The sequence below is a fragment of the Shimazuella sp. NTD248 genome (genome assembly GCF_059510395.1).
The window spans coordinates 104,540-128,669 of record NZ_JCAJZT010000006.1 but is presented as its reverse complement, the minus strand read 5'-3'; the positions used below and the strand labels follow the sequence as shown (position 1 = coordinate 128,669).

The 24,130-nt window shown below is 37.3% G+C and carries 27 protein-coding genes; 14 read left to right on the top strand and 13 right to left on the bottom strand.

Features of this window, described 5'->3' with window-relative positions:
- Positions 1-48 precede the first annotated feature (48 nt).
- The gene (locus AC5WOE_RS14965; RefSeq protein ID WP_496050792.1) at positions 49-1,119 is read left to right on the top strand and encodes a type III polyketide synthase; all 1,071 of its coding nucleotides are present in this window, start codon (positions 49-51) and stop codon (positions 1,117-1,119) included.
- A complete protein-coding gene (locus tag AC5WOE_RS14960; protein ID WP_496050793.1) occupies positions 1,116-1,694 on the top strand; it encodes an isoprenylcysteine carboxyl methyltransferase family protein in 579 nt (192 codons plus the stop codon). The genes AC5WOE_RS14965 and AC5WOE_RS14960 overlap by 4 nt, the downstream gene beginning before the upstream one ends.
- Here the strand turns inward: AC5WOE_RS14960 and AC5WOE_RS14955 are convergent.
- Positions 1,691-2,170 carry a dihydrofolate reductase gene (locus AC5WOE_RS14955; protein ID WP_496050794.1) on the bottom strand — a complete coding sequence of 160 codons (480 nt, stop codon included), beginning with the start codon at positions 2,168-2,170 and terminating at the stop codon, positions 1,691-1,693. The two genes, AC5WOE_RS14960 and AC5WOE_RS14955, sit on opposite strands and share 4 nt — an antisense overlap.
- Positions 2,167-2,961 (bottom strand): thymidylate synthase, encoded by a 795-nt coding sequence (locus tag AC5WOE_RS14950; RefSeq protein ID WP_496050795.1) that lies wholly within the window; start codon positions 2,959-2,961, stop codon positions 2,167-2,169. Before AC5WOE_RS14950 ends, AC5WOE_RS14955 begins: the two co-directional genes overlap by 4 nt.
- A gap of 147 nt (positions 2,962-3,108) precedes the next feature.
- On the opposite strand from AC5WOE_RS14950, the gene yunB reads away from it, so the two are divergent.
- Positions 3,109-3,777: a sporulation protein YunB gene (yunB, locus tag AC5WOE_RS14945; RefSeq protein ID WP_496052915.1), complete on the top strand. Its 669-nt coding sequence runs from the start codon at positions 3,109-3,111 to the stop codon at positions 3,775-3,777.
- Between the two features lie 106 nt (positions 3,778-3,883).
- Here yunB and AC5WOE_RS14940 read toward each other — a convergent pair whose 3' ends face one another.
- Positions 3,884-5,695, bottom strand: a complete 1,812-nt coding sequence (locus AC5WOE_RS14940; protein WP_496052914.1) for a menaquinone biosynthesis decarboxylase — start codon at positions 5,693-5,695, stop codon at positions 3,884-3,886.
- Between the two features lie 72 nt (positions 5,696-5,767).
- Here AC5WOE_RS14940 and AC5WOE_RS14935 point away from each other — a divergent pair, with 72 nt between their 5' ends.
- Together AC5WOE_RS14935 and bcaP are read left to right on the top strand one after the other, a co-directional pair.
- On the top strand, positions 5,768-5,995 hold the full coding sequence (locus tag AC5WOE_RS14935) for a glutaredoxin family protein (protein WP_496050798.1): 228 nt from the start codon (positions 5,768-5,770) through the stop codon (positions 5,993-5,995).
- A gap of 195 nt (positions 5,996-6,190) precedes the next feature.
- The gene (gene bcaP / locus AC5WOE_RS14930; protein ID WP_496052913.1) at positions 6,191-7,600 is read left to right on the top strand and encodes a branched-chain amino acid transporter BcaP; all 1,410 of its coding nucleotides are present in this window, start codon (positions 6,191-6,193) and stop codon (positions 7,598-7,600) included.
- Between the two features lie 402 nt (positions 7,601-8,002).
- Here bcaP and AC5WOE_RS14925 read toward each other — a convergent pair whose 3' ends face one another.
- From AC5WOE_RS14925 to AC5WOE_RS14915, 3 genes are all read right to left on the bottom strand, one after another.
- A complete protein-coding gene (locus tag AC5WOE_RS14925; RefSeq protein WP_496050800.1) occupies positions 8,003-8,953 on the bottom strand; it encodes a M23 family metallopeptidase in 951 nt (316 codons plus the stop codon).
- A 162-nt stretch (positions 8,954-9,115) separates the two neighbouring features.
- Positions 9,116-9,907 carry a YjgB family protein gene (locus AC5WOE_RS14920; RefSeq protein WP_496050801.1) on the bottom strand — a complete coding sequence of 264 codons (792 nt, stop codon included), beginning with the start codon at positions 9,905-9,907 and terminating at the stop codon, positions 9,116-9,118.
- Positions 9,908-10,170: 263 nt separating this feature from the next.
- Positions 10,171-11,145 carry an ABC transporter substrate-binding protein gene (locus tag AC5WOE_RS14915; RefSeq protein WP_496052938.1) on the bottom strand — a complete coding sequence of 325 codons (975 nt, stop codon included), beginning with the start codon at positions 11,143-11,145 and terminating at the stop codon, positions 10,171-10,173.
- 209 nt (positions 11,146-11,354) lie between these two features.
- On the opposite strand from AC5WOE_RS14915, the gene AC5WOE_RS14910 reads away from it, so the two are divergent.
- The 4 genes from AC5WOE_RS14910 (at position 11,355) to AC5WOE_RS14895 (ending at position 14,690) form a co-directional block, all read left to right on the top strand.
- Positions 11,355-12,329 carry a FecCD family ABC transporter permease gene (locus tag AC5WOE_RS14910; protein ID WP_496052912.1) on the top strand — a complete coding sequence of 325 codons (975 nt, stop codon included), beginning with the start codon at positions 11,355-11,357 and terminating at the stop codon, positions 12,327-12,329.
- Positions 12,326-13,330: a FecCD family ABC transporter permease gene (locus tag AC5WOE_RS14905; protein ID WP_496050803.1), complete on the top strand. Its 1,005-nt coding sequence runs from the start codon at positions 12,326-12,328 to the stop codon at positions 13,328-13,330. The genes AC5WOE_RS14910 and AC5WOE_RS14905 overlap by 4 nt, the downstream gene beginning before the upstream one ends.
- A 57-nt stretch (positions 13,331-13,387) precedes the next feature.
- Positions 13,388-14,260: a lipoyl synthase gene (lipA, locus tag AC5WOE_RS14900; protein ID WP_496052911.1), complete on the top strand. Its 873-nt coding sequence runs from the start codon at positions 13,388-13,390 to the stop codon at positions 14,258-14,260.
- A gap of 139 nt (positions 14,261-14,399) precedes the next feature.
- Positions 14,400-14,690 (top strand): YutD family protein, encoded by a 291-nt coding sequence (locus tag AC5WOE_RS14895; RefSeq protein ID WP_496050805.1) that lies wholly within the window; start codon positions 14,400-14,402, stop codon positions 14,688-14,690.
- Positions 14,691-14,697: 7 nt separating this feature from the next.
- On the opposite strand, the gene AC5WOE_RS14890 is transcribed toward AC5WOE_RS14895, so the two are convergent.
- The 5 genes from AC5WOE_RS14890 to AC5WOE_RS14870 form a co-directional block, all read right to left on the bottom strand.
- Positions 14,698-14,949 carry a hypothetical protein gene (locus AC5WOE_RS14890; protein ID WP_496050806.1) on the bottom strand — a complete coding sequence of 84 codons (252 nt, stop codon included), beginning with the start codon at positions 14,947-14,949 and terminating at the stop codon, positions 14,698-14,700.
- Between the two features lie 31 nt (positions 14,950-14,980).
- On the bottom strand, positions 14,981-15,247 hold the full coding sequence (locus AC5WOE_RS14885) for a DUF3055 domain-containing protein (protein ID WP_240876183.1): 267 nt from the start codon (positions 15,245-15,247) through the stop codon (positions 14,981-14,983).
- Positions 15,248-15,292: 45 nt separating this feature from the next.
- Positions 15,293-15,898 (bottom strand): MerR family transcriptional regulator, encoded by a 606-nt coding sequence (locus tag AC5WOE_RS14880; RefSeq protein WP_496050807.1) that lies wholly within the window; start codon positions 15,896-15,898, stop codon positions 15,293-15,295.
- Between the two features lie 224 nt (positions 15,899-16,122).
- Positions 16,123-16,344 carry a spore coat protein gene (locus AC5WOE_RS14875; protein WP_496052937.1) on the bottom strand — a complete coding sequence of 74 codons (222 nt, stop codon included), beginning with the start codon at positions 16,342-16,344 and terminating at the stop codon, positions 16,123-16,125.
- A gap of 534 nt (positions 16,345-16,878) precedes the next feature.
- On the bottom strand, positions 16,879-17,775 hold the full coding sequence (locus AC5WOE_RS14870) for a DUF4349 domain-containing protein (RefSeq protein ID WP_496050808.1): 897 nt from the start codon (positions 17,773-17,775) through the stop codon (positions 16,879-16,881).
- Between the two features lie 35 nt (positions 17,776-17,810).
- Between AC5WOE_RS14870 and AC5WOE_RS14865 the strand changes: the two genes are divergently transcribed.
- Positions 17,811-18,242: a DUF86 domain-containing protein gene (locus AC5WOE_RS14865; protein ID WP_496052910.1), complete on the top strand. Its 432-nt coding sequence runs from the start codon at positions 17,811-17,813 to the stop codon at positions 18,240-18,242.
- Positions 18,235-19,191, top strand: coding sequence for an MBL fold metallo-hydrolase (locus AC5WOE_RS14860; protein ID WP_496052909.1), 957 nt, complete (start codon positions 18,235-18,237; stop codon positions 19,189-19,191). Before AC5WOE_RS14865 ends, AC5WOE_RS14860 begins: the two co-directional genes overlap by 8 nt.
- 30 nt (positions 19,192-19,221) lie before the next feature.
- Here the strand turns inward: AC5WOE_RS14860 and AC5WOE_RS14855 are convergent, their stop codons facing one another.
- On the bottom strand, positions 19,222-19,719 hold the full coding sequence (locus AC5WOE_RS14855; RefSeq protein WP_496052908.1) for a phosphatidylglycerophosphatase A family protein: 498 nt from the start codon (positions 19,717-19,719) through the stop codon (positions 19,222-19,224).
- Positions 19,720-19,850: 131 nt separating this feature from the next.
- Here AC5WOE_RS14855 and AC5WOE_RS14850 point away from each other — a divergent pair, with 131 nt between their 5' ends.
- From AC5WOE_RS14850 to AC5WOE_RS14840, 3 genes are all read left to right on the top strand, one after another.
- Positions 19,851-21,737 (top strand): OPT family oligopeptide transporter, encoded by a 1,887-nt coding sequence (locus AC5WOE_RS14850; RefSeq protein WP_496052907.1) that lies wholly within the window; start codon positions 19,851-19,853, stop codon positions 21,735-21,737.
- A complete protein-coding gene (locus AC5WOE_RS14845) occupies positions 21,724-22,068 on the top strand; it encodes a PqqD family protein (protein WP_496052906.1) in 345 nt (114 codons plus the stop codon). Before AC5WOE_RS14850 ends, AC5WOE_RS14845 begins: the two co-directional genes overlap by 14 nt.
- Positions 22,069-22,176: 108 nt before the next feature.
- A complete protein-coding gene (locus AC5WOE_RS14840) occupies positions 22,177-23,829 on the top strand; it encodes a peptide ABC transporter substrate-binding protein (RefSeq protein WP_496052905.1) in 1,653 nt (550 codons plus the stop codon).
- A gap of 19 nt (positions 23,830-23,848) precedes the next feature.
- Here AC5WOE_RS14840 and AC5WOE_RS14835 read toward each other — a convergent pair whose 3' ends face one another.
- A complete protein-coding gene (locus AC5WOE_RS14835; protein WP_240876194.1) occupies positions 23,849-24,070 on the bottom strand; it encodes a NifU family protein in 222 nt (73 codons plus the stop codon).
- Positions 24,071-24,130: the final 60 nt, after the last annotated feature.

Here is a 24,130-nt window from a genome sequence, read left to right as displayed (position 1 = left end):
ATATATAAATGGTTAAGCTAGGAAAAAATGCTAAAGGGGTTTATCGTATTGTCGAAAATTGTCGCCGTGGGAACGGCAGTACCACCATACGAATTATCCCAATCGGACGCTAAAGCATTTGCTAAAGAGTTGTTTGGTGGTTCATTGGAACAAATGGATAAAATGATGACGATATTTGAAAATACTGCAATCGAGAAACGTTATATCAGTTGTCCTCCTGAGTGGTTTAGCAGACGACATACTTTTCCCGAAAGAAATGAAAAATATAATCAGATGACATGTCAATTAGCCGAAGATGCGATCCGTCAATGTTTAGAGCAATCTGGTACGCATCCAAAACAAATTGACCACATTTTTTTTGTATCTACAACAGGAATAGCTACTCCTAGTATAGACGCTCATCTTATCAATCAGTTGGGATTATCGACACACATTAAACGTACGCCTATTTGGGGACTCGGTTGTGCTGGTGGGGTATCCGGTTTATCAAGAGCCTATGAATTTACTAAAAGTTACCCAGATTCTCGGGTGCTTTTTGTGGCAGTAGAACTATGCAGTTTAACTTATCGGCCACAAGATAATAGTAAAAGCAATTTTGTTGCAACTTCATTATTTGGGGATGGGGCAGCAGCTGTTTTAGTAGTCGGTGAAAATGTTTTAGCAAATAGTAGTGGGCCTGCTGTAGTAGATAGCATGAGTACAATTTGGCCTGATTCTTTAGATGTAATGGGGTGGGAAGTAGTGGATGATGGTTTGAAAGTCATTTTTTCTAGAGATATTCCATCAATCGTCCACGAACAAGTAAAACCAGTTGTAGATACGTTTTTAGCAAAATCTGAAATTACGATAGAAGATATTGCCTATATGATTTCTCACCCTGGTGGGAAAAAAGTATTGGAGGCATACGAATCAGCTCTGAGGTTGTCCAAAGATAAATTTAATTATGCATATGACGTACTAAAGTGCTTTGGCAATATGTCATCTGTAACCGTGTTATTTGTTCTACAACAAGTTTTACAAACAAATCCTACTTCTGGTTACGGTTTGATGACTGCTTTGGGGCCAGGATTTAGTTCTGAGTTACTATTGTTAGATTGGAATAGGAGTGTTTCAATATGACATCTTGGATGATTTTGCTGTGGTGGATTGTAGTAGTCCAACGAATTGGAGAGTTAGCTATTTCAAAGAAAAACAGTACTTGGATGGCTAGCCAAGGTGGCTATGAGGTTGGTCGAGAGCATTATAAATTAATTGTCTTTATTCACCTATTGTTTTTTATCGGAATATGGGGGGAGGTCTTGTTTTTTCGCGCGAAACCTCCATCATGGGCCTATGTACCCTTGTTAATTTTTGCATGTACTCAAGTCTTGCGATACTGGTGTATTCGATCTTTGGGTAAGTACTGGAATACGAGAATTTGGGTAGTTCCGGGTCATAAACCGAGTGTGGCTGGCCCTTATAAATATATGCGTCACCCTAATTATGTGGTGGTAGCAATAGAGCTGCTCGTTTTTCCGGTCATCTTTGGAGCGTATTTAACTGCTGCGATAGTAACATTTATCAACACTCTCACAATGGTATTGATTCGTATTCCAATGGAAGAATATGCCTTGAAAGATGTCACCAACTATGAAGAAGAAATGGGAGAAAAACGGCGTTTTCTCCCAAATTGGAATCGATCAAGTACAGACTAGGTCTGATCTTTTTTTGAAAAATGATAAAAGGTATGGGGATAGATATTTTTTTCATCTTCTATCCCTTTTTCTTTGGAAACAAGCTGGAAGTCTTCTTTATTCCAGTTAGGGAAATAGGTATCTCCTGGAAAGGAATGATGAATTTTTGTGATGTAAAGTTGATGAATATAAGGAAGAAATTGTTTGTAGATAGATGCCCCACCAATAATCATGATGTCACCCAAAGTGAGAATATTTTCTATTTGGTGAACCACTTCAATACCATCTGCTTGAAAGGAGGTTGAGCGTGTAAGGACAATATTTCTCCGACTAGGAAGGGCCTTTCCAATAGATTCATACGTTGATCTTCCCATCACTATGGTTTTTCCAACAGTTAGTTCTTTAAAATGTCTTAGATCATTAGGCAAATGCCAAGGTAATTGATTTTGATGACCAATCACTCGATTTTCATCATAAGCCACCACAATGGATATCATACTGACACTTCCCCTTTGATGTGAGGATGAGCAACATAATGATCAATAGCGATATCTTCATAACAAAAATCAAAAATAGATTTTACATCTGGATTCAACTGCAATTGTGGCAGAGGAAATGGTTTTCTTGTCAGCTGTTCCTTCACTTGCTCAAGATGATTGAGATAAATGTGTGCATCCCCAATAGTATGAATAAAATCGCCTACACCAAGTCCAGTTACTTGAGCCACCATATGAGTCAGGAGGGCGTAGCTGGCAATATTAAAGGGAACACCTAAAAAAGTATCAGCACTGCGTTGGTATAACTGACAAGAAAGTTTCCCATTTGACACATAAAATTGAAATAACAAATGACAAGGGGGGAGTGCCATTTTCTCTATTTCTCCTGGATTCCATGCACTAACGATTAGTCTTCTTGAATCAGGATTCTTTTTTATTTCTTCGATAACCCAGCTAATTTGGTCTACTGTTTTTCCATCAGGACTAGGAAAAGAACGCCATTGTTTTCCATAAACTGGACCGAGTTCGCCGTTTTCATCTGCCCATTCATTCCAGATTGACACTTTATTATCCACTAGATATTGGATGTTCGTGTCTCCTCGTAAAAACCACAATAATTCATAAATAATCGAGCGAAGATGTACTTTTTTAGTAGTAATGAGTGGAAATCCTTCTTGCAAGGGAAAGCGCATCTGATGTCCAAATAAACTGATGGTACCAGTACCAGTGCGATCTTTTCGTTTCTCCCCATTTTCCAAAATGTTTTCTAATAGATTCAAGTATTGTTTCATTATTATCTCCCTACTTGCCATACTTTTGTCCTTAGTTGAATAAGCTGTGAAAAGAAAATAGATTTTGTCTTCAAACTCCTTTTCTAGTTTCAGCTTTAATTGGATCTGTGTCAATTCCTTTCTCTGGGAAAAATGGGGTGTATCAGCTTGTTTCGGAAACGGATGCGTCGAAAACAAAAGATAATACTCTGGAGTATCTTTACCTTTTTCGTGCTTTTTGCATTAGTTTGGTTGGTTGACCGAAATGTTCATCCAATACTTGTTCAAATTGCTAAAACAGAAGCAAAACGGTTAGCACAAGAAGCGATTGTGGAGGGAATCGGAGAACAAGTTAAGCTGGGTCATGAGTTAAATGCAGTGATGAACGTTCAAAAGGATCAGGAAGGTAACATATCTTATATACAGATGAATCAACAAGTACAAGCAAAAATTTACCAAAATACAACCTCTAAAATTCAAGATGTATTGAAACATCTGAGAGATAAGCCTATCGATATTCGCCTCGGTCAAGCCCTTGACAGCAATATATTTGCAAATTACGGCCCTCCTCTTTCCATACAGCTTTGGCCAAAAGGGACAGTAAAAGTGAGTCTAGTACCCAAGTTGGAATCACAGGGGATCAACATGGTAATGGTTACGATGAATTTAAAAATACAAACGGAAATGGATTTGATTATTCCCTTTAAAGAAGAATTGTTACCAGTGGAAGTGAACTATCCGATTGCTCAAGCGCTTGTAGTCGGAAAAGTACCCAATTATTATTTTTATAATGACCAAGGAACTGTAAAACAGATGCCAGTTCCTCCAGTAAAATAAAAACGCTCTTAAAGAACGTTTCTATTTCTTAATAGATAAGAGAGTATAAATTTTATCTTATCTACAAAGCGAGACTTGTGCCCTTGTCTGAGGTGCATAAGTGCAACTAAGACTCTGTCTGCGCCTTGAAAGGCTTGTCAATCGGCAAGTTTTCTTTAGGAATTTGATATTCTCTCCACTTGGAATCAACGACATTTTTTATTTTTGGGTCCACTTCTAATTCAGCAGGATAATTTGGTTTCATCCTAGCATCAACGATAATTGGTAATTGATATCTAGGCTTATGCCGTTCCAGTGTTGCACGTGCATAGATGTCATAAGCTGGATCAAAACGGGTGAAGATCGTCCATAGAAATGATGTTTGATTTTCAACTGTTTTCCGGTCATCAACGATAAAAACAAATGGCCAGTCTTGGAGCTGATCATGGAAATTATCTAATAATTCTCCTGCTAAGTTTGGGTGAATAGCAAAACTATCTTTTGCTTCTAATACGAGAACACCTGGTATATAAGTGACAATATGCTTGATGCCACTAAGCGCAGAACCTTCATAACCTCTTGGTAGATCTCGTTTTTGTTCACCAACTCCAAGGAGAATGGCTTTACTTCCGTGATTGAGCCGTCGACCGGTGTAGTCCAATGTATCCATGGATGTATTTTCTAAGATGATCAAGTCGCTAGCAGGATCAAAACGTTCAAGTATACGAGTGAATAAAGCTGAAAAATCTGCTAACGATACTTCTTGATCTGTAAGCATTAAAAACTTAGTAAGGGTCAGTTGTCCTTCTCCGAGTATACGAAAAGCATGAGCTAGTGCTTCTCGTTTATAGCTTTCTCGTACACGCGCAGCTGCTAATGGATGAAAACCAGTTTCTGCATACGTCCACAGGTCTTTCACTCCTGACATCACCATAGGAAAGGCAGGGGAGAGTAGCTTTTGTAAAAATTCTCCAAGGAAATAGTCTTCTTGTCTTGGTTTTCCTACTATAGTAGCAGGGTAGATGGCATCTTTCCGATGATATGCTTTATTAACTTGGAAAACTGGGAACGGATGGGCTAATGAATAGTAACCGTAGTGATCACCAAAAGGCCCTTCCAGCTTACGCTCATGAGGTGCAACAGAACCTTTAAGTAAAAACTCGGCTTCAGAAACGATATGATATCCAGTTTGTTCATCTTTTACCACTGGTAATTTTTCACCAAGAATCAAAGATGTGAGGAGAAGTTCTGGTAAAAATTCAGGTACTGGTGCAATAGCAGACGCAATCAGTGCGGGTGGGCCACCTAAAAAAACATGTACAGGAAGGGATTGATTCGCTCTTTCGGCTTCATGATAGTGAAAACCGCCGCCTTTGTGAATCTGCCAATGCATTCCTGTTGTGGTAGCATCGAAAATCTGCATCCGGTACATCCCTAAGTTATGCTGATGAGTTGTTGGATGTTGTGTATATACAAGAGGGAGAGTGACAAAAGGCCCTCCGTCTTCTTGCCAGGAAGTGAGTACAGGCAATTTTTTTAAATCCACGATTGATGGAGATACTTCTAATACAGGGGCCTTCTCAGCTGGTATAGAACGGAATCCTACCTTTAATAATTCTTTTAGCCATTTTTTTTCTTTCCATAGAGCACTGATTGATGGCGGCATGAGACGATGTGTGAGTTGAACAGCTTCCTTCGTCAACTGCTCAGGTCTCGGGCCAAAAGCTAGTTCTACCCGTCTTGTTGTACCAAATAGATTTGTAACTACAGGAAAAGGACTTCCAGCAACGTTCGTAAATAAAAGTGCTGGTCCACCTTGTTCAATCACTCTGCGGTGAATTTCTGCTAATTCCAAATAGGGATCAACCTGTGTTTCAATAGTATGTAATTCGCCTTCACGACGGAGCTGTTTCAAAAAAGAACGCAAATTAAGATGCATGTATATCTATTCTCCTATAGATAGTTTTTGTGAACTATGGTTTATTATATAGGAAGAATGGGGGGAGTTGCTATGGAAGTCATTGTTTATACCAAACCACATTGCATCGAATGCAATATATTGAAACAATTTCTTGATGATCACCAGATTACGTATGAAGTACGAGATTGTGGTCATAATGAAGAACGTATAGCAGAAGTCAAAGCGATGGGTTTTCTTGGTGTTCCTGTAACTATTATAGGAGATAAAAAAATACAAGGGTTAAAACCAGATGAAATTTTAGAAGCTCTTAATCGATAAACAACTAGTTGCAAAAAGTTCCCTTGTGAGTTTGGGGAACTTTTTTATTTGTAATATAATTTTATTTTGAATTGAGTTAAACTTCATTATTTTAGTTTATTTAGTATAACACTTCCAATTGCCTGTCTGATTTCGTTATAATAACAATACCTTTAAAAAGGAATCGTAATACTATTCTGTCAATAAAACTGGAGGATGATGATGAGTTTATTTCAAAAGAAAGATGTACATGCATTAATAGCAAAGCAATCCCATTCTGGATTGAAAAGAGATCTAGGAACATGGGATTTAACCTTACTTGGTGTAGGGGCAGTGGTTGGAACAGGTATTTTCGTTTTGTCTGGAACAGGTGCCATCATGGCAGGTCCTGGCGTAATCATTTCATTTATTATTGCAGGGTTGGCTTGTCTATTTGCAGCCTTAACGTATGCTGAATTTGCATCTACTGTACCAGTCTCTGGATCTGCCTACACCTATGCTTATGCAACCATCGGTGAATTTTTTGCGTTTCTTATTGGTTGGGATTTGATTTCTGAGTATTTGCTAGCTGTAAGCGCTGTATCTGCGGGATGGTCAGGATATGCACAGGCGTTTTTAGAGAGTATTGGCATCCATATTCCTGCTGTTTTGACCGGTGCTCCTGGCTCAGTACCAGGACAAAATACTATTTTTAATTTTCCTGCATTCTTTATCGTTATGGTAATAACTTTGATGCTTTCTTTGGGTGTAAAAGAATCGAAACGTTTAAACAATGTGATGGTAACAATTAAAATTCTTGTTATTGTACTCATTATCGGGGTAGGGATATTTCATATGGATCCAGCTAACTGGAAACCATTTATTCCACATGGTTGGTCCAAAGTATTCAGTGCAGCTGCGCTTGTATTTTTTGCATTTCTCGGATTTGATGCAGTCAGTACAGCGGCAGAAGAAACCAAAGATCCTGCTAGAGATCTACCAAGAGGAATCATATATTCTCTATTAATTTGCACGGTTTTATATATTCTTGTTACTTTAATCATTACTGGGCTGGTTCCATCTGAGAGTTTTGTAGGACATGAGGATCGTCCAGTAGCATTTGCATTAGAAGCATTAGGACAAAATTGGTTGATTATTTTGGTCACAATCGGTACGGTACTTGGCATGATGACCGTTATTTTAGTAATGCTTTATGGTTTAACTCGGATTATTTTATCTATTTCAAGAGATGGTTTGTTTCCAAAATCATTAGCCAAAATGAATAAAAAAAGACAAGTTCCTACAAGGGTAATATGGGTTTGCGGAATTATTGCGGGTTTAATAGGAGGACTAGTTCCTTTATCAAAGATTGCAACATTAGTAAATATAGGTACTTTAGCTGCTTTTGTAACGGTTTCCATCGCAGTTTTAGTGCTTCGGAAAACAGAGCCAGATTTACCTAGGAAATTTAAAACACCTTTTGTACCACTAGTTCCGATTTTAGCAATTTTAAGCTGTGGATACTTGATGTTATTATTGGGTGCTATGACTTGGATTTTCTTTGTGATATGGATTTTGTTAGGTGTTATTGTCTATTTTTCTTATTCAAGAAAACATTCGTTGTTGAGTAAAGAAAATAATAAGTAAGACTTCAAATAAATTCAGTGGGCCAGTGTTACATTTCGTAACACTGGCCCGAAGATATAAGGATGCCTAGTGGTCCTTACGCTTCTGTGTCCGTCGCTGGAGGCGGAGGTACATCCCTCGGGGTTCCGTCCGCACCAGTGATGGACGTCGGACGACCCTCTCCTGCGGGATATTCGTACTTGGCACCGGTGCTTGTTGTGACGGTCTTGGAACCGTCATCATGCCTTTCGATGGCCATATATTTTTTCCCTTCGAACGAGAGGCTCTGGATGAGCACTCTGTGATTTCATTATATACGAACGGAAAAAATTAAACTATTACTCAAAGAATGAAACCCAGTTGTTTTAAATACAACTGGGTTAATTTTTGTAAAATGTTCTTTTGTCTGTTCATTAGGAGGTTCTATTTTTTTCGCTCTTTCTGTTCCCATGATTTTAAAAGAGGGTAAGGATCATAAGAGTACGTCTTTTTTCCATTGAATTTATAAATGCCATAGTGCAAGTGTGGAGGGAACTTTCCTGATGTTCCAGGGGGACCATAACCGGATGACCCTACATAGCCGATGACTTGACCAGGGTGAACAATCATTCCTTTTTTCATGTTTTTTTCAAATTTGTTGAGATGGCCAAAATAATGATAGCGATTATTAACATCACGAATACCTAAACGCCATCCTCCGTACTGATTCCACCCTTTTAATTCAATGTATCCATAACAAGTGCTGCGGACAGGAGTACCGTAGTGAGCAAAAATGTCTGTTCCTTCATGAATGCGGAGTCCTCCCCAACCACGACGATCCCCCCATGTATTGCGATATGTGTAGATATATCCTCGAGGAATGGGAAATGCAGTTCCTTCCAGTTTTGTTGTTTGATATTTTTCATAAATTTTTGCTAGATGGGTAATGACATCAACTGCCATTGGCTGCTTGTAGTAATTCCAAATCTGTTCACGAATATGGGAGATAGTTGGTCCATATGAAGAAAGGTAACGTGAAAGGGTATAGAGCACATCACGATCGCTAGAGGCGTTTGCACGCCCATCACCATCACCATCTAATCCCATGCCTCCAAAGTAATGGATGGTCATCAGGGAAGCATCATCAGGAGATGGATTACTGACACCAGCCCATAAATAATTTGGTATGTGTATATGTGTAAGTCGATTTTTTAATTTTTCTTTATGAATATTAGATTCGAACTGGTCTATTGCTGCTAAATATTCCCACGGAACACCTGTTAAAGTTTCCATGGACTCGAAAAGTTGTTGTGTTTCGCTTTTTTCAGTTGCTGCAAAGACAGAATGTGGAGGAAAATGGATGAAAAAGAAAATAAGTAAAAACAAGTAACGCATATGTCCACTCCTTTCGCTGTTAGTTTGCAAAAGAAGAATAGTAAGTATACATTACATGTCACATGAAAGTAGAGCAGTGGGAGTAAGGTGACGATGGACAGCTTATGTAAGCTGTCCAAATAGAAGGAGAATGAAAAAATCATCTCAGGAGTTGGAGATATTTTAATTGGAATAATTTATATCTACTAAAGAGATGTTAATCAGCTTTGGGGAAGGCTTATCTTCGGTCGGTTTAGGAAAAACCATCCGCAGTTTGTATTTGCCCATTTGATACACGAGAATATGTTGATTTAAATTTATATGATCATACTCTTTATCCGGTTTTCCAGTTTCTTTTAGTTGCTCCAAAGTTAATTTTTGTAGAGATGGATCAAAAGAACGTATATCAATCATTCGATTTTTGTAAACACCAATTGTGATATGGTGTTTTTTGTATTCCCAGTATTCGATTAATCCTAATTTGGATCGAGAATCTGGTTCTCCCCAGTTTTGGAGCAAGATTTCTTTGGTAGTTCCTATAGGGATTTGGCAATTTATCGTTTTTCCATTATTAGCTAATTGGTTTAGTTTGATCAAGGTCACTTCATCAGATTTTAATTGGGAATTAACAGGAGTTTTTACGTTGACTTGTTTAGAATCGGCTGAGGCTTGTTGTTTTGTTTCTTCTGTACCAAATAAATTTTGTATCCATTTGTCAGTCGTATCTTGGTAAGCAGATAGGATAATGGGAATGAGAATGGTGGTAAGGAGAATACCTGCAAATTTAAGTCCCATTTGTAATTTTTTTTTGCTATTCTCTTTTTTGTCAGAAGGACTTATTTTCTCTAGCGTGGTTTGTTTATCAAAGGGGGTTGATTTAACCTTTGTTTTTGTATCAGAGGAGCTTTGTTCGTCTACACTTGTTTTTTTATCGGTACTACTCTTTTTATATACAAGAGTCTCTTTTTCTTCCAAGGATAACATCTCCCTACTACTCAAATTATGATTTTATATAATTTTCATAACGTTTCTAATTCTAAAAGATAACACAAAGGATGAAAGAATGTTAGTTTAAAAATGTTAACAATAAATGATGGATAAGAAACAGAAGGAAAACAGTTTTTGTGATCAGTGAATGAAAGAGTAAAAAAGCAGTTTGATCATGTCATTTCTTTAATAAACTTCAAAACAAATAAAACCGTCGGTTTGAAAACCGACGGTTTTATTTGTTTTGTTATTTACTTCATTTGTTTAGTGTATTCTACTAATTGATCCAACATCTTATTTGCAGCCAAAATGCCTCCAGCAGTATTCCAAACAATATCATCAACTTTAAATGCATGTTTCTGCTGAACAGCATTTAATGCTTTCCAAAGAGGATCATTGGTAAACTCTTGTTCTAATTTAGTACCGCCGTTATCTTTTCCTTTATCGTAGGTGAAGTAGAATAAGATATCAGCATCCATTTCAGGAATTTGTTCACGAGTAACTTGTATAGCTAAGTCATTTTTGTTTTGATTGGCAGGTCTTTGAAAACCGAGCTCTTTAAAGATCGCACCTGTAAAGCTGTTAAGTTGATAAATTCGAGTCTGACCCGCCATAAAACGTACAACTGAAACTTTTTTATGGACGAGATCCCCTAATTCTTTTTTCGTTTGTTGGATGTGTTGTTCGTAGGCAGCTAGTACTTTTTTCCCTTCTGCCTCTTTGTTTACAGCTTTCGCATATAGTTGGAAGTTTATTTTCCAATCCCCCCGCAATTCCTCTGAAAAGACAGTAGGGGCAATTGCAGAAAGTTGGGTATAAACTTTTTCTTGGCGCATTTTATTTCCGATGATCAAATCAGGTTTTAAGCTGGCGATTGCCTCTAAATTAGGCGCACTTTCAATTCCTAAGAGCTTTACACCTTGAAGCTTGTCCTTCGTATAGTCGTACCAAGGATTTCCATTGTATGGTTGAACAGCACCTACAGGTTTAATTCCCAAGGCCAGCAGGGCTTCTGTTCCTTCACTTGTCAAAACAACAATGCGTTTTGGATTTGCTGGAACTTTTGTCGTTCCCATTGCATGTTTGATTGAAATCGTATTATTTGCATTTTCCGATTTTTCTGGCGTACAACCTGTCAGTGCAAAAAGAAGTAAAGCCAAAACAACGAAGCTAGATAACCATTTACGCATGTGGTTGGTAATTCCCTTCTCAATAGTGATAATCATTCTCATAACAAATGTATCCAATATTGATTTGGACGTCAACATATTTGTGACAGAAATTTATATTATTTTAAAACGAAAATATTCGAAAAAGAAACATATTAGGATGAAATGAATATTTTTTGCAACTCTATTGAGAATGAAAATCATTGACGATACACTTTCCTTTTTTTAAACTGGATAAGAAAAGAAAACAACAAAGGTTGAGATAGATGGTAAAATTTGTAAGTTTTGTCGGTGGTTTTATTTTATTAGTTGGCTTGATGGCATCTAGTTTACTGGTTGGTACAAGGGACATTCCCATTCAGACAGTTTTAGATACATTTACCAACTATCATGCTACAGTAAATGAATTAATTATTCTTACAGATCGTTTACCTCGAACGATTATTGCAGTATTAGTGGGAGCCAGCTTAGCGATTGCAGGATGTATAACTCAAGTAATTTTTCGCAATCCATTAGCATCAGAGACAACACTTGGAATTAATGGCGGTGCTAGTTTTTTCATGGTACTCAGTGTTACGTTATTTACAGGATGGTCACTGAGTCAGTTAATTTGGGTCAGTTTTATAGGATCAGGATTGACTTTTTTTATTGTTTTTGCGATAGGACGAGCTCATTCTCCTTTACAGCTTACATTAGCAGGAACGAGTATTGCTGCTCTTTTTTCTTCTTTAACCCAAGGATTTCTGGTCATGAATGATAGAAGCTTGGAACAGATGTTGTATTGGCTAACTGGATCAGTAGAAGGGCGAAAATTAGGAGATATAACACCTGTCCTTCCCTATCTATTAGTTGGAATTATTTTAGCAATTTTTCTATCACGGTCTCTTAACCTGATGGCTTTAGGAGAAGAAGTTTCAAAAAGCTTAGGGTTGTCGGTCTCTATCTATAAATTTCTGGCTGGTGTTGCAGTGGTGCTGCTTGCAGGAAGTTCTGTGGCAATATCAGGACCTATCTTATTTATCGGTTTGTTGGTTCCTCATCTAGCAAAAATTTGGGTTGGACAAGATCACCGGGTAATTATTCCATTTGCTGGTCTATTGGGAGCTATTTTGTTGTTAAGTGCAGATATGTTAGGACGAGCTATCATGATGGGACAAGTCATTCCAGTAGGAGTTATGACAGCTGTTCTTGGGGCGCCCGTCTTTTTGTATTTGGTTAGAAGGTGGGGTCAGAACATATGAAGAAATACGTTTGGGTGATATTATGCCTTATTCTTTTTTGTCTCGTTGTCATTAGTGTTGGGGTAGGGGAAGCATATGTTTCTCCTATAAATGTGATAAAATCATTTTTAGGATTTGGTAATTCATTTGATTCGCTAATTATTTTCCAACTTCGTTTACCTCGTATTGTGTTAGCAATTCTAGCAGGAATGGCTTTTGCTGTAGCAGGTTGTATCTTACAAGCGATTACTCGAAATCCAATGGCAACTCCTGAAATGATGGGAATAAGCGGAGGAGCTTCCGTAGCAGCAGTTTCGGTCATCATGATATTTAGTAGACCAGATGATGCGTTATCGATCGGTTTAAATTTTCTGCCTTTATTCGCTTTTTTAGGTGCTACGCTTGTAGCACTTCTTATCTATCTAGTTGCTTGGAAGAAAGGTGTTTCTTCTCTTCGGCTTGTGCTTGTTGGGATAGGATTTTATATTTCAATGAATGCACTTGTTAATCTGATTGTTTTAATGGGGCCTTTATTTCGTGCTATGCAGGCGAAAACTTGGTTGACTGGCAGCATTTATGGAACAACATGGAAAGAAGTTATGGTATTATTACCTTGGCTTGCAGTGTTGCTTCCCATTGCTTATTTATTCAGCCGCAGTTTAACAATTCATGAATTAGGGGAAAATACAGCGATTGGACTTGGAATGAAGGTGAAAATGGAAAGGTTTTTTCTTTTGATCCTCTGTACGAGTCTTACTGGTGCAGCGGTTGCATTTGTGGGAGGAATAACTTTTATCGGATTGATCGGCCCACATTTGGCCAGAAGATTGGTAGGAAATAATTATCGGTTCATTTTACCCGTGGCGGCTTTAATTGGGGCAATAATGGTAGTAGGGGCAGACTTGATTGGACACACGTTATTAGCTCCAAAAGAGATACCCGCTGGCGTTTTCACAGCTCTAATTGGTGTACCTTATTTTCTCTATTTGATTTATCGCAGTAAGGGACAGGTATCTTCCTAATTTTATCGGAAACAATGTGGTAAGATAGGATAGTGCTTAAAGGTGGGGAGTGATCATATGGCAGAGCGTAAACCAGAATGGTTAAAAGTAAAATTAAGTACAGGTGAGAACTTTCAAGAATTAAAAAAAATGATGCGCAGCAAAACTTTACATACGGTTTGTGAAGAAGCTCGCTGCCCGAATATATATGAATGCTGGGCGAATAGAACGGCAACTTTCATGATTTTAGGTGACATCTGTACCAGAGCTTGTCGTTTCTGTGCAGTGAAAACAGGAATGCCGACAGAGTTAGATTGGCAGGAGCCTGAAAGAGTAGCAGAGGCTGTAGAGCAGATGGGTGTACGTCACGCAGTTGTGACATCTGTTGCACGTGATGACTTGGAAGATGGAGGAGCGGCTATATTTGCTGCGACGATTCGTGCAATTCGTCAGCGTAATCCTTTGACTACGGTAGAGGTACTGATACCTGATTTCCAAGGAAATTGGAATGCATTAAAAGTTGTAATGGATGCAAAACCAGATATCCTCAACCACAATATTGAAACAGTGAGAAGACGTTCTGATCGTGTTCGTTCTAAAGCGAAATATCCACGTTCATTGGAATTGCTAAAAAGAGCGAAAGAAATGCAACCGCAAATTCCTACCAAATCCAGTATTATGGTGGGAGTAGGGGAAACGTTTGAAGAAGTAATCGAAGCCATGCAAGATTTACAAGCTCATGACGTAAATATTGTAACAATTGGTCAGTATCTCCAGCCTACGAAAAAACATATGAAAATAGAAAAATATTATACCCCAGAGGAATTTGTCATTTGGAAAGAAATGGGATTAGATCTTGGGTTCTCCCATGTAGAATCTGGGCCGCTTGTGCGTAGTTCCTATCATGCCCACGAACAAGTAAAATCCGCTGAGGCTAGAGCTACTAGTTAGACAATTGAAAGTAAATTATAATGAAAAAGATCTTGAAAAAGATCTTGAAAGAATCTCTGTATGTATGGAATAAAAACACGAAGCAGAGCTAGCTTCTAATAGGAAGCTAGTTCCATTTCCATTTGAAAGGGGAATTAAAATGGATATTTTTCAAGTGGAAGAAAATCAATATAAACTGATAAAAAGCTATCGAAAAGGTTGGAAACAAAATGCATTCCGCAAACGGTATGTAGATTTATTGGAAAAGTATGATTATATTGTTGGCGATTGGGGATATGGCCAACTCCGTTTGAAAGGTTTTTACGAAGATACAAATGAACTATCAGAGAGAGAGACAAAATTTAGTTATTTGGAAGAATATCTTTCCGAATATTGTAATTTTGGTTGTGCTTATTTTATTTTAAAGAAAATACAAATACAAAAAAGCTAACCTTGGGCTAGCTTTCTTCTTCGTCATGGGTAGGATGACTGCCTGGTATTTGCCGTTCTATTCCTTCATGGAATTGGCGATTTTCATAAGTGAATTGCGCTGGTGCATGTTGTCCAGGAAGCCAAGGTGAGTTTTTACCCAATTTCTCTTCATTATGAGCTGCACCATAAGGTCCTTCTGGGAACTCTTCAAAAGCCAATTCTGAATGGTAGGCGATTACCGAATCGAGTTCCTTATAATCTTTTTTATTTTCATTCACATCAGGTCACCTCAATTATAAGGTGCCCAAACTATACGATCGTATGTAAAAAAGAATGAAGTTCTGCTGCCTCTGCTTCAGAGAGAGAATATGCTTCTTCTAAATATCCTTCTTCTTCTAGATCATCTCGACCAATGATTGCAAAGTTATTGGATTGAAGATGCATAATCAAGTGTTTACCATAAAAACGACCTGACATCATAATAACAAGGTCATAACGATTCTCTTTACCTACAAAACTGACAAAGCGTGTTTTCGTTTCTTCCAGGTCATCATACAAGAAATCAAATTCTTCCATTTTTTTGGCTCCTATATCTAAGATGTATCTTTGGCTTCTAGTATACTAAAAAAAGAACAAGAAGCGATTTTTTTTCTGACGACGCGGAAGCATCCCTTGTTCGGAAGTTGCAGAAGTGAGTCGTTGTGTAAAATGAACATTGCGTAATTCGATTTTTAATTGATCTTGTTTTTTACGAATTTCATCAAACATTTTATGAACTTCACCAGATGAAACCGCGTCTTGAGCCACAACTCCCATTTTTTGCTCTAGGTCTTCAAAGGAATCATAAATACCATAGAGGTGTTCTTCCATTCTTTCCATTCGTGAAAACAATTCTTCCATCATGTGTCCCATTTGATGCATAGAACTGATCATTTCGTCAAATGTTTGTTGGGAATAGTATGTTTCACTTGGTTGAGATAATTTCCCTTCGTCTAACATTTCTTCACGTAATTTACGCATTGACATACCAGGACTTTGTAGTTGTATTTGTATTTCTTTCAGCCTTTCTATACTTTCCTCCGAAAGAAGGTAATGTCCTTTTTCCGTCACGTCGTATCCTATGTATTCTCCATACATATCGATCCACTTTCGGATACTTCTAGCATGTACTTTTAATTGTTCAGCAGCTTCACGAGTCGTAATAGAGAACACTTCTTGTTGAGCCATGATAGATTACCTCCCTGAAAAAGATGTTAATACCTTTTTCTACCATCACTTTTATCTCTCCTGCTCAGTGACAAAGGAAGTCATGAGTTGACAAAGGAAGTCATAAAAATCGAAAGAAAACTTGCAAATGTGTTAACAAACAAAGGTGTAAAGTTCGGAAAAAGTAAGGAAAATCATTTTTACAAAAAGAGAAGCGATTATTTTGAGATAATCGCTTCTTTTGATCAATATGAAAATTGGCTGCGGTATTCCGCGAACTGTGTAGTTTTTTGACTTATTTTCTGACTTTCAGCAGGTTCGATCTTATAGTAACCTTTTTGTTGCATCAAATTGTATAAATCTCGGGCAGCTTGATGCGTATCGTTTAAATGCTTAATCTGAAGTTGATAAAGCTCTTCTATACTGGCTTCATTTACAGAATTATGCTGGTTGAAAGCCCACGGTATATCTGGTTTAAATCATGGGATGAAAAGCATCGTTGTTCGAATTCCAAAAAAAGGGGTTGTAAGAGCTACAAATATTTTGTATATTAGAACACATGATCGGTGATCATTCTACTGGTAGTAGGTTTGTTCTTTTAAAATGTAATGGTATGGGGTTTCGGTGGGCAAAGGTAGGTCTCCCATCGTGTAAAACCATTAGAGTTAGAAAAGGACTAGAATACTGGTAACAGGTATTCCGCCCATGTGGGTACATTTCTAACTGCACGGGATGGGCTGATGAGACAGCCCTGAACTTAGGAGTTGCACAAAACAGAAATGGACGCACGTAGCAGAACTACCTAAGAATCCCACGACTTCAGTCGTGGAGAGTCTCAATGCTGTAGTAGTTAAAATATCATTGATATAATCGTGATCATTCATTTGAGGGTCTTGTATCACTGAGGTATTGAAGATCTTTGGATGAAATTTGCATCTGGTTTATCTCCCTTCAAGGTGTACAATCATTCTGTAACCAAGAAGAGTTAGGTTACGCATAGATTATTTTTTTTGACGTTTCTTGATCAACATTCCGAATGGAATAGCAATGATAATAAACAAAACGAAGTATGGTAAAGCTTTTGCTAACCAAATGATAAATAATTGAAGTCCAATCCATAGATTGTTACAGGAATTGATAAACCCTTGTGAGATATCATTTAATAATGAGTATTTGGTTTGTAAGGGTTGATACGTAGATGAACTGATTTCAACCGTAATGGTGGAAAATGCAATACGATGTTGTAAGTATTGCTGTCTACCTGTCAATTGTTCCAATTGTTCTTGGGTGGTACCGAGAGTATTCTCGATATCTAGTAAATCACTGGTAGTGGTTGCTTTGTTCATCATTGCCAGTAGACGTGCTTCCATCGCTTTTTTGGCTTTGATACGTGCTGTGAGATCTACTAATTCTTCACTTACATCTTCACTTTGGATTTGTATATCTGGTGGAGTATTTGATATCTTTTTAATGTGGTCAAGAAACAGTTGAAAATTATTTTGTGGAACATTATAGGTGATACTCAGATTTCTTTCATCGAGTTTTTCTGTATCAGAACTGCTGACTACAACGGCATTGGTTTGTTTCACAATTCTATCCAATTCATTTTTTGCAGACTGTAGCTTGGTCACTTCTAAATAAATATCAGCATGATAGACCATTTGTTGCGTCTCACCAGCTACATGGTCAGTTTGAGGAGTTTGAGTTATTTGCTTTCCCGAATAATCTTTGGAAGCCTGTGAGTTATCAAAAGACGGTGATGTGTTATAAGATCTTGTTTCAGGAGAGTAACTATTATTGTTTTCATCTTGATTGAAGGAAGCTCCAAGTAAATAGCAACCAATCATTACAAAAATTACAATCAAGGAAAGCAATAGCCAATATTTTTTCTTATTCAAAAAGACAAACCCCTTTCAAAATTGGAGGTATTTTGGTGTACGAGCTTAATTTGAATCGAATTCATAGCCAAGCGAATTATTTATCAACTTGTTTAGATGTGTTAAAGGAAGTAGGAATACCTGCAACTAATATGGAACGATTTGCAGTGATGCGTTCTTTCCATATTGGTGTAGAGTGTGTTATCGACATTGGAAATACAATAATTGATGGATTTATTATGCGTGATCCAGGTGGATATTCAGATATTATAGATATTTTAGAAGATGAACAGGTGATTCCTACTATTTTAGCAAATAAGCTCAAAAATTTTGTGAAATTAAGAGAACAATTGGTACGATATTACGATCAAATAGAAGATTCCGCATTAGAAGACTCTCTTAAAGAAATAGCAGCGTTTCAAACATTTATCGATCATGTGGAAGCATTCATCAGGAAAGAAAAAGCAAGTGGTAACGTATATGTATAACATATTTGCAGTATCCTTGCCTTTACCTTTTTCTTTAAAGCAAATTACAGCTTATGTAGTAGAAGCTGCAGATAAATTAACGATTATCGATACAGGGCTTCATACCAGACAGACAAGTGATACATGGCAACGATTTTTTCACGAAAAAGACTGGAAATGGAAACAAGTAGAAAAGATTATTGTAACGCACTATCATCCTGACCATTATGGCTTTGCAGGAAAACTACAGGAGTGGTCAGGAGCAAGTGTATATATGTCCAAGCAAGAATATGATCAAATTCAAGCTTTTTGGAATCCAACCTCAGGAAATCCCGCTGAAGTAGCGACTTTTTTTGCTGCCTATGGTTTTCCAAGTGAACTTTTGCATGAGATAACAAAACACATGGAAGGGTTTCGAGCGGTTATCGAACCACATCCGTCTGGTTTAAAGTGGTTGGAAGAAGATGAAATAGTCAAGATAGGAGGAGAATATTATCGAATCATACATACTCCAGGGCATTCTCAAGGTCATCTTAGTTTCCTTCATGAAAGTGGAATCTTTTTTGCAGGAGATGTAATTTTACCAGTAATCACCCCAAATATTCCTTTAATGCCATATGGTGATCCAAATCCTCTTGCAACCTTCCTCTCAACATTGGGGAAAATAGAGTCATTGGATATTGAAATAGTTTATCCTGCTCATGGCGACGTATTTTTTTCTGTAGAACAACGTATTAAAGAGATAAAAGATCACCATGGCAGGCGTTTGGAAAAAATAAAAGCTATGGTGCATGGCAATTCAACACAGACAGGATTTCAGATTTGTGAGCAGTTATTTAGTAATCGAAAGTTAGATATACATAATCTGAGGTTTGCATTTTCGGAAACGCTGGCTCATTTGGAGTATTTAAGGTTAGAAGGAGAAATCAAGCGACAATTCGACAGAAATGGATACCACTATTTTGATTAATAAACATCCGTTATTCGTTAACGGATGTTTTCATTCGATGATAATAGTACTTGAATGTGCTCGAGTATGGGCGAGCCTTGCAGCGGCGGCTGCAGCTACCGCAGCAACCAAATCATCTAGATATGTATGTATTTTTCCATCACTTTTGCTATTTAACCGACATAAAATGCCTGGTTTTAATCGATCGATGTACCCGTAATTGGTGAATCCTATGCTTCCATATACATTTAGTATGGCAAGTGACATGACTTCATCAATTCCATACAAACTTTCATCAGAGTAGATCATCTGTTGCAAAGGTTCTCGCAATATTTCTTTTTCAGCAAGTAGATCCAATTGAATTCCAGTCAGGAGTGCATTTTGTACTTCTCGTTTGGTGAGTACCGTCTGTACATTTTCCACGCATTCTTCCATGGTGACATCGGAAAAAAAATCTGCTTGTAAAAAAAACGTGAGTTCTGCAATATCTTCTATTTGTACACCTCGTTCTTCCAACCATAAATACACAGTTTGTTCTAATGAAGACATAGTATGCCCCTTCCGTTTTTTTTAGCTTTTACCTTCTTGTGTAAAGATATCCAATAAAAACATGGGAAAAGATGGTTTTGAGAGGCGGTTTATATTAACATTGAGTTAGATATAGATAAAGAGGTGTATAAATGAGCAAAAAGAACAATTTTGTACCGTATATTCCTGCTAGTAAATCGTTACCAGAATTGACGATAACGGCTGTGTTATTAGGCTTTGTTTTAGCTGTTGTGTTTGGAGCTGCAAATGCGTATTTGGGATTAAAAACGGGTCTGACAGTTAGTGCATCTATCCCAGCAGCAGTCATATCAATGGCGATTTTACGCGGCTTATTTCGAAGACAGTCGATTTTAGAAAATAATATTGTTCAAACGATGACTACTGCAGGAGAAGCATTAGCAGCAGGGGCAATTTTTACAATTCCCGCGCTTTTTTTCATCCACGCAGCGCCTACGCAAGGAACAATCATTTTTATCGTTTTGGTAGGAGGCTTTCTAGGAGTTTTGATGATGGTTCCACTCCGCCGGATGTTGATTGTAAAAGAGCATGAAGTATTACCATATCCAGAGGGGACTGCATGTGCAGAAGTATTAAAATCAGGGGAACAAGGCGGACATCAAGCCAAATTGATTGGATATGGATTTTTAGTCGGTGGGCTTTTTAAGATTTTAGGTGATGGTTTTCATCTATTTAAAACAACAGTAGAGACAGGGCTTGGGAAGTTTAAATATGCGTCACTTAGTATGGATACAATGCCTGCATTATTGGGAGTTGGCTACATTATTGGACCTCGTATAGCAGGTCAGATGATCGCAGGTGGATTGCTGTCTTCTATCGTTTTTGTCCCGATAATTGGATTTTTTGGATCAAGTAATCCAACTTCTATTTTTCCTGCGATGAGTCCGATTGGTAACTTAACTCCACACGATATTTATTCTAACTATATTCGTTACATTGGAGCTGGTGCTGTAGCTACAGGAGGATTTATCACACTTCTCAAAACACTTCCACTACTAATCAGTTCTTTACGTGATACATTTGCTGGATTAAGAGATGAAAAAACAAAAAATTCGCGCTCTTGGGAAAGAACCGATCGAGATATTCCTCCTAGTGTTTTGATAATCGGGATTATACTGTTGGTTTTAATCATTGCTTTTGCCCCTGTGACAAGTGTAGGCATAATTGGAGCACTATCTATCGCAATATTTGGATTCCTTTTTGTTACTGTAGCCTCTCGAATAGTGGGGATTGTTGGAAGTACTTCTATGCCCGTATCTGGGATGACCATTGCAACCTTATTAATTGTAACGATCTTATTCAAATCTTCTGGATTATCAGGTCAAACTGGTATGATCGCATCACTGATTGTCGTAGCTATTATATGTGTTTCTTTGGGGGTTGCAGGAGATATTTCACAGGATTTAAAAACGGGGTATCTAGTAGGCGGAACCCCATGGAAACAGCAAATTGCAATGATGATTGGGGTATTATCAAGCGGTTTGTTTATCGGTAGTATTCTTTTCTTGTTTGATAAAACTTATGGATTGGGTTCTGATGCATTACCTGCACCAAAGGCTGCATTAATGAAAATCATAGCACAAGGACTTATGTCTGGTAATTTACCATGGGAAATTATTTTTATTGGGATAGCTTTGGCCATAAGCCTCGAGTTTTTGGGTCTAAACTCATTGACAGTTGCAGTAGGTTTTTATTTACCATTGTCCGTCAGTACTCCGATTATGATTGGTGGAATTGTGAGATGGGCGACAGAGCTTTTTGCAAATGCTGAAGTTAAAGCAAAACGAGATCGTATTGGTACACTTTTTGCTTCTGGTCTTATCGCAGGAGAAGCTCTTATCAGTGTTATTATTGCTATGCTAATTGTACCAGGGGTTATTAATCCTGATGCACCTGTATTTACAGAAAGCAACTTAATTCCATTTTTATTGTTTATGGTGCTGGCAGTATTGTTATTTGTCATTACGATAAAAAAGAGAGAAAAAAATGAGCTCGAATAATGTATTGTTGATGATTCCAAAGAGAAAAGAAAAAATCAGCTTAAAATTTTCGGCAGAAGAATCTGGGATTTTATATGTTCAAATTCCTAGAACGAATTTTTTAGAACGTCTGTCCATTAAGTATTTACGGCAGCCTGCTCACCATGAAGTGAAGCTGGATGAACTTGGTAGTTTCGTTATTCAATTGTGTGATGGTTCTTTTCCTGTTCATGCAATTGAGGACAAAATAGCAGAACAATTCGGTAGCAAGGCTGCTCCAGTAAGAGAACGTTTATTTGCTTTTTTAACCATTTTAGAAGTAAATGATTGGATTGAATGGAGAGAACCTTAGGGCTCCCTCCATTCAATCCAATCGAGATTCGTTACAAGTTTCCTTTCCCAAATCGTTTCGATATAATGAATATATTAGAAACAAAAAATTCACAAAGGAGGCAAAAGTTTGTATATCAAGAAAAGGTGGATCCTCCTATTATTAGTAGTTGTTATAGGAGTTGTAATCGGATATATTTATAATCATTTTTTTCAAGAAAACGAAGCAGAGCAAGTATGTTGCCAAAAACACTACATAAAAGTTCCGTCCGTTTTAACGATAACAGAATCAACCCCTATACCAATCTTGGACAGCTCCAAAGCAAATCAGCAAATTACATATAATATTTTGAATCAAGTACAAGAAGGTTTGATGAGACTCGGTCCAAATGATGTTCCAGTACTTGGATTAGCTGAAACCTACCAAGTAAGTCCAGATTATCGAACTTATACTTTTACAATCCGAAAAAATGCACGGTGGAGTGATGGAAAACCTGTTACTGCAAATGATTTTAAATATGCATGGGAAAGAGCATTAAACCCTGCGAATGAATATGAATATGCGTTTTTATTTTACCCTATTCATAATGCACAAGCGTATTCTTTAGGAAAAGTAGGGACGGATCAAGTTGGTATTTCGGTTACAGATGAAAGCCACATAACCATTCAATTAGATAAACCAGATCCAAATTTCTTAAGTCTTGTAACACTTACACCTTTTCTTCCAATCAGAGGTGATTTAGTCGATAAATATGGGGAAAGCTATGCAACATCACCTGAAACGATGAGCTTTACAGGTCCTTTTGTATTGCAGTCATTTACACCACAAAAAGCAGAACTGATAAAGAATAACTCATACTGGGATCAAGCAAAAGTTAAGCTTCCAGAAGTAGATATTAATGTTGAAGTGGACCAGAATAAACAAATAGAGTTGTATGATAGTGAATTAACAACTAATATTAAATCAAATAAAATAAGCACGGGAAAATATAAAAGCATTATTAGTGTTTCTAGAGGTGTTTCTGATTTTTTAGAAATGAATGAAACAAAGACATCATTAAAAAATGAATCAATTAGGAAGGCAATAACTCTACAAATTAATAATCAAGAGATTCAAAAATCTCTTGCAGATGGATCTAAAGCTGCTAAAGGGTTGATTCCACCAGTACTTAAGACAATCGACAATAAAAAAATTAATTCTAAAGTACAAATTATTTATTCCCAAAAAGCCGTTAAAGATTTATTATCTAATGGATACCAAGAACTTGATGTGTCTAAACTACCTGATTTAAAACTGTTAACCTATGAAGATAATCGTTCTATTCTTTTAGCAAATGAAATAAAAAAACAATTAAATACTATTGGCATTAATGTAATTGTAGAAAAACTCAATCCAAGTGAAAAATACAAAAAAGAATCTGAAGGAGATTTTGATCTGTCTATTTCAGAGTGGTCACTGAAATATAATGACCCAACTGAATTCTTATCTCTATGGAAAAGTAATTCCGACACCAATATTTCTAGTTTTTCTGATCCGCACTATGATTTACTACTAGATCAAGCTTCACTTGAATCTAATCCGACTAAGAGAACACAGCTCCTTCAGGAAGCAGAAAGGTATCTAATCGTCGATAAAGCTGTCGTCATGCCATTAATATATGTTAATGATTTAAGATTGCAGAAACCTTATGTGAAAAATGTGTTGTATCATCCGTTTGGTGCAGATTATTCTTTAAAGTGGGCTGCTTATCAACCACCTAAACAAGTGGAGGCGACCAAATAGGTCGCCTCTTTTTCATATTTTATAGTACTTGTTCTACTTCGCGAACTTCTGGAATCTCTTCCATCAACGCACGTTCGATTCCTGCTTTTAAAGTGATGGTAGAACTTGGGCAACTTCCACAAGCACCAAGCAAACGAACTCGAACAATACCCTCTTCGACTTCCACTAATTCAACGTCTCCACCATCACGTTGGATATAAGGACGCAATTTATCTAAAATTTCTTGGACTCGTTCTTCCATTTTTAAAATCCCCTTTCGGTTGTTCAAATGCATCAAAGCTATTGTATGCCTTCTTGGAAA

Excerpts from the sequence above, each read along its gene's own strand:
- AC5WOE_RS14960 (WP_496050793.1), top strand. The coding sequence starts at position 1,116 with ATGACATCTTGGATGATTTTGCTGTGGTGGATTGTAGTAGTCCAACGA.
- AC5WOE_RS14955 (WP_496050794.1), bottom strand. The coding sequence starts at position 2,170 with ATGATATCCATTGTGGTGGCTTATGATGAAAATCGAGTGATTGGTCAT.
- AC5WOE_RS14950 (WP_496050795.1), bottom strand. The coding sequence starts at position 2,961 with ATGAAACAATACTTGAATCTATTAGAAAACATTTTGGAAAATGGGGAG.
- AC5WOE_RS14940 (WP_496052914.1), bottom strand. The coding sequence starts at position 5,695 with ATGCATCTTAATTTGCGTTCTTTTTTGAAACAGCTCCGTCGTGAAGGC.
- AC5WOE_RS14935 (WP_496050798.1), top strand. The coding sequence starts at position 5,768 with ATGGAAGTCATTGTTTATACCAAACCACATTGCATCGAATGCAATATA.
- bcaP (WP_496052913.1), top strand. The coding sequence starts at position 6,191 with ATGATGATGAGTTTATTTCAAAAGAAAGATGTACATGCATTAATAGCA.
- AC5WOE_RS14925 (WP_496050800.1), bottom strand. The coding sequence starts at position 8,953 with ATGCGTTACTTGTTTTTACTTATTTTCTTTTTCATCCATTTTCCTCCA.
- AC5WOE_RS14915 (WP_496052938.1), bottom strand. The coding sequence starts at position 11,145 with ATGATTATCACTATTGAGAAGGGAATTACCAACCACATGCGTAAATGG.
- AC5WOE_RS14910 (WP_496052912.1), top strand. The coding sequence starts at position 11,355 with ATGGTAAAATTTGTAAGTTTTGTCGGTGGTTTTATTTTATTAGTTGGC.
- AC5WOE_RS14905 (WP_496050803.1), top strand. The coding sequence starts at position 12,326 with ATGAAGAAATACGTTTGGGTGATATTATGCCTTATTCTTTTTTGTCTC.
- lipA (WP_496052911.1), top strand. The coding sequence starts at position 13,388 with ATGGCAGAGCGTAAACCAGAATGGTTAAAAGTAAAATTAAGTACAGGT.
- AC5WOE_RS14895 (WP_496050805.1), top strand. The coding sequence starts at position 14,400 with ATGGATATTTTTCAAGTGGAAGAAAATCAATATAAACTGATAAAAAGC.
- AC5WOE_RS14885 (WP_240876183.1), bottom strand. The coding sequence starts at position 15,247 with ATGGAAGAATTTGATTTCTTGTATGATGACCTGGAAGAAACGAAAACA.
- AC5WOE_RS14880 (WP_496050807.1), bottom strand. The coding sequence starts at position 15,898 with ATGGCTCAACAAGAAGTGTTCTCTATTACGACTCGTGAAGCTGCTGAA.
- AC5WOE_RS14860 (WP_496052909.1), top strand. The coding sequence starts at position 18,235 with ATGTATAACATATTTGCAGTATCCTTGCCTTTACCTTTTTCTTTAAAG.
- AC5WOE_RS14855 (WP_496052908.1), bottom strand. The coding sequence starts at position 19,719 with ATGTCTTCATTAGAACAAACTGTGTATTTATGGTTGGAAGAACGAGGT.
- AC5WOE_RS14850 (WP_496052907.1), top strand. The coding sequence starts at position 19,851 with ATGAGCAAAAAGAACAATTTTGTACCGTATATTCCTGCTAGTAAATCG.
- AC5WOE_RS14845 (WP_496052906.1), top strand. The coding sequence starts at position 21,724 with ATGAGCTCGAATAATGTATTGTTGATGATTCCAAAGAGAAAAGAAAAA.
- AC5WOE_RS14835 (WP_240876194.1), bottom strand. The coding sequence starts at position 24,070 with ATGGAAGAACGAGTCCAAGAAATTTTAGATAAATTGCGTCCTTATATC.